Annotated in this window: 1 protein-coding gene; it reads right to left on the reverse strand. The window is 40.5% G+C overall.

The window, feature by feature from the left end:
- On the reverse strand, positions 1-222 hold a 222-nt coding region (locus LI126_RS15355; protein ID WP_227165767.1), incomplete at both ends, for a hypothetical protein.

Genomic DNA, 222 nt, shown 5'->3' on the forward strand with positions numbered 1-222 from the left:
TTTTCCGGCAGTGTGTACTTTCCGAAACATATTCCAAGCAGCTTTATAATTAACTTCGGTATTGGTGAACATATCACTATCAAGATCATCATCATCAAGCCAAGGATATCGTTGAGCAGTAATACGAGCTAAACCAGTCGGCCGTTTTTGGCTCTTCTTAATTACTTTGCCGTTCTTGCCATAACGCCAATATGCTTCTGGAATTGGGTATCGCTTATCAAG

This window comes from Mediterraneibacter sp. 210702-DFI.5.30, assembly GCF_020560115.1.
In the GTDB taxonomy this organism is placed as follows: domain Bacteria; phylum Bacillota; class Clostridia; order Lachnospirales; family Lachnospiraceae; genus Mediterraneibacter; species Mediterraneibacter faecis.